The sequence below is a fragment of the Pseudomonas sp. URMO17WK12:I6 genome (assembly GCF_003253625.1).
Lineage (GTDB): Bacteria > Pseudomonadota > Gammaproteobacteria > Pseudomonadales > Pseudomonadaceae > Aquipseudomonas.
In genome coordinates this window covers 1-12,181 of sequence record NZ_QKYZ01000031.1, presented here as the reverse complement: position 1 = coordinate 12,181, position 12,181 = coordinate 1, and the positions used below count along the sequence as shown (strand labels likewise).

Annotated in this window: 11 protein-coding genes; 10 read left to right on the top strand and 1 reads right to left on the bottom strand. The window is 50.7% G+C overall.

The window, feature by feature from the left end:
- Positions 1-138 precede the first annotated feature (138 nt).
- Positions 139-2,745, top strand: coding sequence for a DUF637 domain-containing protein (locus tag F475_RS29970; protein ID WP_256597262.1), 2,607 nt, complete (start codon positions 139-141; stop codon positions 2,743-2,745).
- A complete protein-coding gene (locus F475_RS29965; protein WP_086944858.1) occupies positions 2,742-3,014 on the top strand; it encodes a colicin immunity domain-containing protein in 273 nt (90 codons plus the stop codon). Before F475_RS29970 ends, F475_RS29965 begins: the two co-directional genes overlap by 4 nt.
- Positions 3,015-3,044: 30 nt before the next feature.
- On the opposite strand, the gene F475_RS29960 is transcribed toward F475_RS29965, so the two are convergent.
- Entirely contained in the window at positions 3,045-3,272 is a 228-nt protein-coding gene (locus F475_RS29960) for a hypothetical protein (protein ID WP_086944859.1), read from the bottom strand.
- Between the two features lie 477 nt (positions 3,273-3,749).
- On the opposite strand from F475_RS29960, the gene F475_RS29955 reads away from it, so the two are divergent.
- From F475_RS29955 to F475_RS30280, 8 genes are all read left to right on the top strand, one after another.
- On the top strand, positions 3,750-7,307 hold the full coding sequence (locus F475_RS29955) for a DUF637 domain-containing protein (RefSeq protein WP_256597261.1): 3,558 nt from the start codon (positions 3,750-3,752) through the stop codon (positions 7,305-7,307).
- Entirely contained in the window at positions 7,304-7,723 is a 420-nt protein-coding gene (locus tag F475_RS30285) for a hypothetical protein (protein WP_146602964.1), read from the top strand. Before F475_RS29955 ends, F475_RS30285 begins: the two co-directional genes overlap by 4 nt.
- A 168-nt stretch (positions 7,724-7,891) precedes the next feature.
- Positions 7,892-8,431 (top strand): DUF2247 family protein, encoded by a 540-nt coding sequence (locus F475_RS29950; protein ID WP_111455434.1) that lies wholly within the window; start codon positions 7,892-7,894, stop codon positions 8,429-8,431.
- Positions 8,432-8,543: 112 nt separating this feature from the next.
- Positions 8,544-8,813: a hypothetical protein gene (locus tag F475_RS29945; RefSeq protein ID WP_111455433.1), complete on the top strand. Its 270-nt coding sequence runs from the start codon at positions 8,544-8,546 to the stop codon at positions 8,811-8,813.
- 356 nt (positions 8,814-9,169) lie between these two features.
- Positions 9,170-9,754, top strand: a complete 585-nt coding sequence (locus tag F475_RS29940; RefSeq protein ID WP_111455432.1) for a hypothetical protein — start codon at positions 9,170-9,172, stop codon at positions 9,752-9,754.
- A gap of 523 nt (positions 9,755-10,277) precedes the next feature.
- Positions 10,278-10,709: a hypothetical protein gene (locus tag F475_RS29935; protein WP_225609346.1), complete on the top strand. Its 432-nt coding sequence runs from the start codon at positions 10,278-10,280 to the stop codon at positions 10,707-10,709.
- A gap of 304 nt (positions 10,710-11,013) precedes the next feature.
- Positions 11,014-11,370 carry a hypothetical protein gene (locus F475_RS29930; RefSeq protein ID WP_111455431.1) on the top strand — a complete coding sequence of 119 codons (357 nt, stop codon included), beginning with the start codon at positions 11,014-11,016 and terminating at the stop codon, positions 11,368-11,370.
- A 323-nt stretch (positions 11,371-11,693) separates the two neighbouring features.
- Entirely contained in the window at positions 11,694-12,074 is a 381-nt protein-coding gene (locus tag F475_RS30280) for a hypothetical protein (protein ID WP_146602963.1), read from the top strand.
- The last annotated feature ends 107 nt before the right edge of the window (positions 12,075-12,181 follow it).

Genomic DNA, 12,181 nt, shown 5'->3' with positions numbered 1-12,181 from the left:
AGCAGCGGGTTGGTGGAGGCCGGGGAACGGTTGAACTTGCTCGCCACCAATAACCTGACCAACAAGGCGGGGGGCATCATTGCCGGGCGAGACGTAACGCTCAGCGCCACGAACGGCGACGTCGTCAACGAGCGCACGGTGACCTCCCACGACAGCAGCGTCGGCGACTACAGCCACGCGCGCGACTTCGTGGACAGCGCCGCCCGCATCGAAGCCGCCAACAAACTGGTGATCAACGCCGGGCGCGACGTCCTGAATACCGGTGGTGTATTGAAAAGCGGTGGCGACATGACCATCGATGCCACGCGCGACGTCAGCATCACTGCTGTGGAAGAGCGCCACTCCGACAGCCGTACCGACTTCCTCAACTCGAGCATCACGCAACACGGCGCCGAGGTCATTTCCGGTGCGGGTCTGACAATTGATGCCGGCCGCGATATTGCGGTGGTCGCGAGCAAGCTCGACGCCAAGGACGACGTAACTCTCGAGGCCAAACGCGATGTGTTCTTCGGTGCTGCCGCCAACGAAGAGCATTCCTATTTCAAGGACAAAAAAGAAACCCGTCAGGAAGACCACGTCAGTCAGATCGGCACCTCACTGGATGCGGGAGGCAAGCTCACTATCAAGTCTGGCAAGGACATGACGCTGGTTGCCAGCGATATCAGCGCCGGCAAAGAAGCTTATCTGCATGCCGACGGTGATCTGCAGTTGCTGGCCGCACAGGACCGCGACTACTCGCTGTATGACATGAAGAAAAAGGGCAGTTTCGGCAGCGAAAAAACCCAGCGCGATGAAGTCACCGACATCAAAAATATCGGCAGCCAGATCAAGGCGGGTGGTGACCTGAGTCTGGTCAGTGGCGGTAATCAGCGTTACCAGAACGCTCACTTGGAGAGCGGAAAGGACATCACCCTCGACAGCGGCGGCAGCATCACCTTCGAAGCGGTGAAGGACTTTCATGATGAAAGCCATACCAAAAGCAGCAGCAATGCTGCTTGGTTCTCGGCTGAAGGTAAGGGCAGGACCGACGAAACGCTTCGTCAAACTCAGATGGTGGCTGGTGGCAGCATTGCGATCAAAGCAGTCGAGGGGTTGCACATTGATCTGAACCAGATCAATCAGGACACCGTCAGCCAGTCCATCGATGCGATGGTCAAGGCCGATCCGCAATTGGCCTGGCTCAAAGACGCCGAAGCTCGCGGCGACATCGATTGGCGGATGGTCAAGGAAATCCACGAATCGTTCGATTACGACAATTCGGGGCTTGGGCCAGCGGCACAGCTGATCATTGCTATCGTCGCCAGTATGTTCTTAGGGCCTCTGATGGGGGCAATAGCCAGTAATTTCGCAGTAGGTACGGTTAACGGTGGCGGTGATCTGGGAGCAGGCTTTAAGGCCGCCACCAGTAGCGACGCACTCAAAGGCTATGCCACCCAATGGGCGACCGCTTATGCGTTGGGTTACATGGACAGCGCCGTTGATGGTTGGAAAGTAGACGGTGGGCAGATTCTCAATGGCACAGGTGTCAACAACCCAGGCTACTCATCGAGCCTCCTGAACTGGGACACCGCAGTGCAAAATGTACTGCGCAGCGGCTCGCATGCGCTGGTGGCGGGCGGGATTAACACCGCCATCAACGGCGGCAGCTTGAAGGATAACCTGGGCAACGCTTTCGTCTCTGAAGGGCTCGACTTCCTTGCCGCCTTCGGCAACAAACAAGTAGGCGATCTCGCAGACTACTTGGCCGTAGATCCAGGTACAGCAGGCAAGATTTTTATGCATGCGGTACTGGGTGGTGCGCTGTCCGCAGCACAAGGAGGAGACTTTAAGACGGGGGCCCTGGCGGGTGCTGCGGCTGAAGGCCTGACGCAGCTCACATCAGACGCCTTGGGACGATATCTAGATGATCGATTTGTTACCGATGATCAATTTAAGATCGGTACTGCGCAGATCATCGGTGTTTTGGCGGGCGCGTTGGGTGGCAGCGGGGATGCGGCGACTGCAAGTTGGGTTGCAGGCAATGCCGAGCGCTATAACCAGCAAGTGCACAGAGAGGCCGCCGCCCGTTTGGAGAAAGGTTTCGCCACCCTGCACGACCAAGGACAGTTTTTGGATCTGCAACCACAGGATGTATTGGCTGACCTGCAGAAAATCGTAGATGGTGAGAAAGACCCTTCAAAGCTAAATCCAGGGACCGTTGAGTTTCTGAATCAATTCTCTCCGGCAGACCTGCGTGAAATTTTCTTTGAGCCGACTCTGACGGAGCAAATCGTCGGGTTGGGAATCGATCTGTTTTTCCCAACGCCAACTGGTAAGGTGAAGGCGGCGGCTACAATATCGGAGGCCGTCAGCAAAGAAATTTTGGAGTCTTTGGAGAAGAAATTCGGTGCAGCTTTAGCCGAGGGGACTGCAAAAGGTAATAGTGTAGCTGAGGCTTTAACTGGTGTTACCCAGAAGCAGCTCGATAAAAAATTCAAACATGCATCTGATTTTGGTGTGGTGACTACTAAGAAAAATCCTGAGACACTTGCTCAGTATGAGACAGCAATCAAAACACACATGGCATCCACCTCTACGACTCAGCAAGGTACATATGGGTTTGTAAAAGACTCCAAAGTGTTCTTTAACTCAACCACTAACAATGCTGTTGTGCTCGATGCGTCAGGTAATTTTGTGACTGGTTTTAAACTCGCACCAGGAACTCAGCAGTTTGATAACTTTATTAAAAACGGAGTGCTGCGATGAGTCTTACCATCTTGGAGTTTGCAAGATCGTTTGTAGCGGGTAGGCTGACAGCCGAAATTTTTTCTGAGGCGTATATTGAGCTTTGGAAAATTGAGCGCGATAAAAACATACTTCAGCACGACGAGCCTTCGTTGAGTGAGTGTTTGTCTAGTATTTTTTGTGCCGCGGACATGTACGGACCAGACGAGTCGAGGGAATGCTATGAACTTGACGGTGAAATGCTGAGATCTGAAGTTGCGAGTCTGGTGCGGAATCTAGTCGCTGATTAGTTACTGCAAAATGTGCTGTTGACGCTGCTTCTATTGGCGGAAAGACTTGTGTTTATAGCTGTGTTGTTGATGGCGTGACTCGTTAACGACGGTGTCGCAGCCAATTTCTGCGCGAAAGGCGATGTTCTCCAGCACCTGGGTAACCGTGCGAATACGGTAATCCGCCATCGCGTGTAGCACGTCGAGTGGCGCTTGGATGTCGATGAGGAGTGATGCCGGGAATAGGTCGATTCCGGTGAGGGGCACGTATCGATTCATTTGAAATCTCTATTTTGATGAGCCAATGCCGTCACTCAGTCGTCGCCAAACGATTAGGTGGCAGCTGTGCGCAGGTTGGCGAACCGGCATAGAGAATACCGGCAGATCCGAAGATCTCCCGCGCACAGCCGCCATAAATAGCGGCTTTGCGGGTGCGTCGGAACCTGCAATTAAGCCGATAGCCTTCGCATTCTCTATGATCAGGTCGCCGAACCCGGTCGCCATGTGGACGACGGGCGGACTATAAGCTCCATCGTTCCATCGTTCCATCGTTCCAGCGGTGCAAGGTGCAAGGTGCAAGGTGCAAGGTGCAAGGTGCAAGGTGCAAGGTGCAAGGTGCAAGGTGCATGATTCCGAGGTTGGTGTAGGACCTTTACGATCAACCGCGTCCAGGGCCTGCCCAGCAACGCCGGCAAATCCCAGCCGCACAAATACCTGATCGAAACCAACCCGGTACTCACCGACCTCAAGCAATTCATGAGCTCGGACTACCTGCTCCAAGGCTTGGGCTACAACCCCGACCAGAGCGCCAAGCGCCTGGGCGACGGCCTCTTCGAGCAGAAACTGATCCAGCAAGCCGTGGTCGCCCGCACCGGCCAGCGCTTCATCGACGGCCAGACCTCGGACGAGGCGGTTTTCAAGTACCTGATGAACAACGCCATCGCCAGCAAGGACGCGTTGAACCTCAGCCTCGGCGTCACCCTCACCGCACAGCAAGTCGCGGCGCAGACCCACGACATCGTCTGGCTCGAAGAGCACGAAGTGAATGGCGAAAAAGTCCTGGTGCCGGTGCTGTACCTGGCCAACGCCAACAACCGCCTCGCCGCCAACGGCGCGTTGATCCAGGGCAGCGACGTGACCCTGATCGCCGGCAAGAACCTGAACAACGCCGGCACCCTGCGCGCTAGCCAGAACCTGGAGGCGACGGCCAAGAATGATCTGGTGAGCAGCGGGTTGGTGGAGGCCGGGGAACGGTTGAACTTGCTCGCCACCAATAACCTGACCAACAAGGCGGGGGGCATCATTGCCGGGCGAGACGTGACGCTCAAGGCCACAAACGGCGACGTCGTCAACGAACGCACGGTGACCTCCCACGACAGCAGCGTCGGCGACTACAGCCACGCGCGCGACTTCGTGGACAGCGCCGCCCGCATCGAGGCCGCGAACAAACTGGTGATCAACGCCGGGCGCGACGTCCTCAACACCGGCGGTGTGTTGAAAAGCGGCGGCGACATGACCATCGATGCCAAGCGCGACGTCAGTATCACCGCCGTGGAAGAGCGCCACTCCGACAGCCGTACCGACTTCCTCGACTCAACCCTCACCCAACACGGCGCCAGCATCAGTGCCGGCGGGGACCTGACAGTCAATGCCGGCGGCGACGTGACCGTGGTGGCGAGCAAGCTCGACGCCAAAGGCGACGTGACGATGGACGCCAAGGGCGACCTGCTGTTCGCCACCGCCGCCGACGAACAACACAGCTACTTCAAGGACAAAAAGGAAACCCGCCAGGAAGACCACGTCAGCCAGATCGGCACCTCACTGGATGCGGGCGGCAAACTGACCCTCAAGTCCGGCAAGGACATGACGCTGGTTGCCAGCGACATCAGCGCCGGCAAAGAAGCCTACCTGCATGCTGACGGCGACCTGCAACTGCTGGCTGCACAGGACCGCGACTACACACTGTACGACATGAAAAAAAGCGGCAGCTGGGGCAGTAAAAAGACCCAGCACGATGAAGTGACGCAGATCACCCACATCGGTACGCAGATCAAGTCCGGTGGTGACCTGACGCTGTCCAGTGGTGGGGATCAGCGGTATCAGGTGGCGAAGCTGGAGAGTGGCAAGGACATCACGCTGGACAGTGGCGGGGCGATCATCTTTGAAGGGGTGAAAGACCTGCATGACGAGAGCCATACCAAGAGCGATGGCGACGCCTTCTGGACCTCATCGAAAGGCAAGGGCAATACCGACGAGACACTGCGCCAGACCCAGATGATTGCCAAAGGCAACATCACGATCAAGGCGGTGGAAGGTCTGCGAATCGACCTCAAAGAGGTGAATCAGCAAAGCGTCAGTCAGACCATTGATGCGATGGTCAAAGCCGACCCGCAACTGGCCTGGCTGAAGCAAGCCGAAGCACGGGGGGATGTGGACTGGAAGCTGGTCAAGGAAATCCACGAGTCGTTCAAGTATGAAACCTCGGGGCTTGGGCCGGCTTCTCAGCTCATCATTGCGATTGTCATGGCCGCTATTGTCGGCCCCGCCGCGCTGAGTGCTTTTGCCGGTATGGGGACCATCGGAGCCGCAGGCCTTGCTGCAGTGGCTTCTGGTGCGGCAACGAATGCGGCCACCAGCTTTATCAACAATGGTGGGAATCTTGGAGCGGTGTTCCAGGACGTGACGTCCTCGGAAGCGCTCAAGGGATATGTGATTTCGGGGGTGACGGCTGGTGTAACAGCTGGGTTCTTTAAAGACATTCTGAAAACAACGATTACAGGCAAGGTAGACCTCAGCAGCCTGGAAGGGATTGGGCGGTTTGGCGTTAATCAGGTGTTGCAAGGCGGGACGTCCGCGTTGCTGGGCAAGGCGCTGGGGGAAGACGTCAACGTTAGTGATGTGTTGAAAACTGCCTTGTTCAACACATTGGCGGCAGCCAGCTTCAACGCCGTGGGCGATTACACCAAAGGCGTGTTTGACGATGGTTCTGCAACTAAAGTCGTCATTCATGCCATGGTGGGTGGGCTGCTCTCAGAGGTAACAGGTGGTGATTTTGCAACCGGAGCCTTGGCGGCGGGTGCGAATGAAGCGCTCATCGTCGACCTGAATAAATTGGTCGGTGGTAATCCTGATCTGCTCTCGATGGCGTCTCAGATTGTTGGTGTTCTTGCGGCGTCGACACAAGGGAATGTTGATGCGGAGACTTTGCAAACTGGGGCGTGGGTTGCCAACAATGCGACTCAGTACAACTTCCTGAGCCACCGCGAAAACAATGAACGATTTGAGGCACAACGGGATTGTGAGGCGGGGGATGTTCAGGCCTGTGGCCGTGTAGAGCAATTGAATAAGCTGGATGTTGAGAGAGATAAGGCTCTATTTTCTGCTTGTAAAAACGACCCTGGAAGTTCGGCCTGTACAAACGCACGTATTGCAGCCAAAAAAGCAGAGTTTGACCTTCTGGTACATCAAAACACCCCGGAAGCTCGCGAGCAGGTTCGATTGGCCCTGGAAGATCCAGAGTTGCTGAGATACACCATTGATACGGAGCTGCGCAGCATTCGGGTGCTTGATGATGCGGTGACGAGAGAACTGTCCACCAGCATCAGTAAAAATCTGATGTCCATCGTGACTGATTTCCTCCCTGTTATCGGCGCCGGCAAAAGCTTTGCAGAGGCAGAAGACATTTGGGACTACCTTTTTGCGTCTGTGGATGTGGTTCCGTTTGGAAAAATAGCCTCTAAACTTGGCGAGGGGCTTCAAGAAGTCAAAACACTCTTGAAGGAGGGAAAAGCCCAGGAAGCGGATGCATTACTAACAGACTTGGCAAAAACTGCCTCGGATGCCAAAAAAGGTCCGATTACTCACGTTACGGATGAGATGAAGGCTGATCCATATGATCCGGATTGGCAGAGGTATACTGGTACTGAGCCACGGGGCGTAGGGGCTGATGTTGTACAAGCTGTAATTAAGGACCTCGGTCGAGTTTCTTTTAATGCAGCGAATGATGTAGGGACGCTTTATTCTCCTAAGGTGACGCTAAATTCAACAGAGATAATATTTAATGATTTTTCCGTTGGGACGTCGAAAGGTTTTATTGGTGTCGGTGCAGATGGGGCCGCCGAATTGGTGGGACCTTTGAAAAAACTGGTAGAGTACTCACAGGCGCAAGGAGCAAAAACAGTAACGTTTAAAGGTTATTATGCTACCGAAGAGGGAGCGTCCCTAGGTGGTGGCAAGGTCGGCGAGAAGTTCTCTCTCAGTTTTCCAGCTACGAATGACGGGCTTAAAGAGTTTCTTAGAGGCTTAAGGAAATGAGCATTAGTTCTTCAGTAAAAAAACGAATTGTAAGCTTGGTGTCTTCCGGTTTTGGGGAGGATTATGATGCAGTGGAGTCTGTTGGCAGTTATTTGTACTCAGTCAAGCTTCCGGAAGGTGTGTTTTACATTTCGGAAACTGGTGTTCATTTGAAAGGTGGTAGGGGGGGTGTTGATATTTTGTTTTTGGATATTTCTGAAATAAGAAGCCACCTTTCGGCAGAGCTCTGCTCTGAGGTATCTAATAAGCGAGATGTAGAGTTTTTTGTTCCTTTGGAGATTTTTAGTCAGAGGTTTGTAATGGCGTTGCATGTGCCTTTTTTGGCGTACTCTAGATTTTTAAATGTATTGACGGAGTTAAGGTCGGCGAATTTAACGAAAGCGGGGACAGACCACATTTATCGAGGGGGTGGATAATGCTCCTTCAATTTAATCGTGGTCTGTCCCCGTTTTCCCCGTTTTCCCTTCAGGTAGCTACAACGGTGTGGCGGGTAGGTTTGAATGGATTGTAGATCCGAAGTTGGGCGGTGTAACACACAGAATGTTTGTGCCAAATGGAACTGTTAACGGTATACCGGTGAAACCATGATTCAAGCAGTCTTTGAACGAATTTCCAAACATGGCTTGACTGACTGGGCCGTGGTGCTTCAGGGCGTCTGCGGTATTCCGAGCCTTTTGGGGCGCTTGCCAGCGTTTTGTGTGGGAAATTTTGCAAACGCTGAACTTGAAAAAATGGCTGGGAATAATCCCTTGCTCGATGTGATTGTTAGCTTGGCTAACGATAGTGACCTGCCTGTATCTGAGCTATGCTCGCAGTTGCAAAAAATGAGCGAGTTTCAAAATGCGGACATGCAACGAGCCAGGAAAATATGGCGAGCTGTCGCACTGGAAGAACTGCTAACAAACCTAGACTCGGACCCGCTCTATGGGTTGATAAAGCTGTCGGAGTTTTGGTCAAATTGGGAGTGGCCTGCTGATGCTCCACTGTCGATGACTCCCGGCGCGATGACTTTGCCGGAGCATCAATACCACTCGGCATCGAACTATGATCACGTTGTTCATGAACATGAACAATGGTTGAAAGATGAGCTGGCTGCTTTGAGCTGTAGAAAAGTTTCAACTTGATCTCGACACCGGCCTTGCGCCGGGAAAAACGTGAATACCTGGACAGGCCAGATATCCCAAAAATACGGATACACGAAGGTCGAAAAAATTGAAACCATCGACGAAATTACCTATGTCACTTTCGGAAAGTAGATATTTGTTAGCGCAAATACTGGATGGAAAGTCGCCAAGCATCGTGTTGAACATGATGCTGGAGGTCGTTCATGATTTAGATAAGCATGCTTTAGCAGATATTTTTTTGGAAGAATATGATCGTTTGGATAGCAGAATCCTTCCTGTGATATGGCATTGGAAGAGTGCTAAATCGATTAGAGGTATATCTGATCAGGAATTTGATGAAGCGGTGCTTACGCAGATGAGATCTGCGGGTTACATGGTGTAAATAATAGGGGAGAAACCCTGAGGTCTTCCCTCTGTCCCGTCCTGAATAAGGTTTACACCTTCTGATCTATTTTCAGGAGGGCGTAATGGAAGCAGGTGAATAAAAAACGAAAGCGGGAAACGAAAGCGGGGACAGACCACATTTATCGAGGGTGGGATACTGCTCCTTCAATTTATTTGTGGTCTGTCCCCGATTTCGCTGGCATTCCAAGAGATCCTGACGCACCAAAAAGAGTAGATCCGGGTCAGCCAGGTTACTCGTTGGAGTTACCTAAGGTTTGGGAATCGCTGCTCGAAAAAAAACTCGAGTAACGCGCGCGTTTATACCCAAGATGAATTTCTCAAGGAGTTCGGGAAATGACATTGAATCAATCGGTTTTTGATGATCTCTGGAATGGCGAAAAAAGTGTCTGCTTTTTTGTTCATTCGGGGAGATGCTTTTGGGCTGTTGATGAAAAATACAATTTTTGTCTTGATGCGGAGAAAGATTATCGTGCCTACCTCGAGGGTGGAGATATTACCCAAGAGCAGTATGATCTTGCTTGTAAGGAATTTAGAGGGGGTATTCTGAGAATGACTGCGGATAATTTTCCGCAGTATTTACAGAGTTCAAATGAAAAAATCCTGTCTTCGTTTGAGCTTGAGAACTTTATTGGGGATGATGGCGATATATTTAAGAAAGTTGAGGTGTACTATTTAACGGGTGAGGCGTTAAGTATGGCTGACTTTAAGCGCGCCAATGTAATTTCTTCACGGTTTCCGAAGTTTTATATAAATTTTGATCGAAAAATATATATGCATCTGGATTATGGGCGCGCTCATGAAGACCTTGCCTATTCAGATTGGATCTCCGAGTGTGCGGATTTTAGCTTTCTGATTCCTGATAACGAACGATACTGGGTAAAGGCAGGTAATGACTATTGGAAACTTCGGTTTTTGTAACGAAGCGAAAACGGGGACAGACCACATTTATCGAGGGTTGGATAACGTGAAAAACGGGGACAGACCACGTTTACCCTAGAAGACTTAGCCACACAGGCGGGAATACCTCGTAATCTTGTGGGGCAGCCCTCTAGTATTTTGGGGGAAATCGATAGACGATATTAAACAGTCCTTCTCCATGGATGGTGCTACGGTTACGTCTATACCCGCAAAAGCCAGTTCATCAGGCAAGGGACGAAAGCGGGGACAGACCACATTTATCGAGGGGCTGGATAATGCTCCTTCAATTTAATCGTGGTCTGTCCCCGTTTTCCCTGTTTGTGGGGCGAGTGATTGGCACTACTACGCTGAAGGATGGAGGAGCCCCCACTTCTGTGATAAAAGTGTTTACCGACAAAGCCGGTAACCTGATCACAACCTTTCCGGTTAAGGCGGGCAATTGATGCGATCTCTCTCTCCGAAAGTCTGGCACGAGTTGCAATCAGCTGTTACGCGCATGAGTGATAAGTCCTCACTGAGGAATATGCTTGACGTAATCCTTTTGTGGTTGCGGCGCAATTATGAGTGCTTTTCTGTTGAGCCGTTCTCGACCTATAATTTTTATGAACTTTCCCATATAGATGAGAAGTTGATGCCTGTAGAGTTTTCTACTTTTAAACTTAGCGAATTAGCTCACCTTAAAAAAGTAATTTTACGCTACAAGTCCAAAGACGTAGAAGCTATCGCGCGCTTTTTGCGCGATACAATAGAAGAGTTAGTTACTATTGAGATTGATGAGCAATGTCCTAGGTGTGAGTCTCATGGTATGCGCATTTTTGTAGGAAAACAGAACGGATTATTGGCTTTTCAGTGTAATGTCTGTGGTCACGCCCATTACTCAGACGGATCTAAAGTCGAGGTAGGTGGATTGGACTTTGTACGCGAGGTTAGGTTGCGAGAGCTTGGCCTGATTTAATGGTGCAAAAGCAACTGGCGGGGCGGGGGAAAAACGGGGACAGACCACGTTTATCGAGGGTGGGATACTGCTCCTTCAATTTATTTGTGGTCTGTCCCCGATTTCGCCCAGTGGTTGTTCGGCTTTTTGACAAAAGCGGAGGCTCTGACTTCTCTCACTTTGTGGTGGTGGATGGAGTTACAACTAAAAACGGTATTCCTGTTGTTGCTATTCGTGATCCTCATGGTACGCAGTATTTCAGTCCTGTTACTACCTTTGAGAGAAATTTCTCGGGTGAGGTTGTTGTTCCTCGGAGTGCTTTGGAATGAAATTAAATATTAATTTTCCTGATAACTTGATTACTGATGAATTGCTCAGGCAAGAGCGAATTCCTTGTTTGTGCAAGATATCAAAAGAGTTTGAAATTTCTTTTTCGGACACTATCCCGGAATCGTCTGGGATAGTGTCCGAGTGGGATCGTAAAGAATTGGAGTTAAGGGCTGTTGCGAGTGCAGGAGGTAAATACACGCACTATGCTTTTGGCCTGATCACCTTGAAAGAAATTGGGTTGGGTGTTTACAAAATTATTGATCTTGAGATGTTTTATAGGAATTTTGGTTGGTGCGTTATTTTGAAAGGTGGTGAATATGCTCCACCAGGTAATTTCTGGGACGAAGAGTGATGGCTGTTAGCCTCTACTGGTTAGTTGGTACAAAGAGTCCGATCCTATAGTAAAATTTGACAGTGTCCCGTCCTGAATAAGGTTTACACCTTCTGATCAATTTTCAGGACTGGACACTTGCATACGAACCAACTCCAGTTGACAGAGGAACGGCGTCAGATGGTGATGAGTGTCTTTATTTATGCGGGGAAAGCGGGGACAGACCACATTTATCGAGGGGCTGGATAATGCTCCTTCAATTTAATCGTGGTCTGTCCCCGTTTTCGATGTTTGATGAAAGGCGGGGAATTTAGAGTGATAGGGGCTGCGAAGTGACAATTACAATGAATCTTGAGATTGAAGTTGGAATTTCCTTTGAAGAAATTGCTTCAGTGCTCTCAGTGATGGGGGCTGAGCACGCAATTGAAAGTGGTTATCTAACAGGTAACTTTAAATATTCAGGTGTTTATTTTGTATTTCGTTGCTTTAGTACTCCTGAGGATGTTGCTGCTGAAGGGGTCAATGTTGATTGGAAAGCAGGTATGAGTGGAGCGTTTCATTGTCCTATAAAATATTTGCTGGAGAGTTCTGAGGATATTAAGTCTTTCCTTACGAAGCTGTCGATAGAGACGGATTTTAAATTTGTTCTTTCTTTTCAGTACGAAAGCTTGTATGTGATTCGTGATGAGTTTGGTATTAGTTTTCTGAAAAGCATGGTTGATTAGTTGGTGCAAAAAAACGAAAGCGGGGACAGACCACATTTATCGAGGGGCTGGATAATGCTCCTTCAATTTAATCGTGGTCTGTCCCCGTTTTCCCACTTTAGCGATCT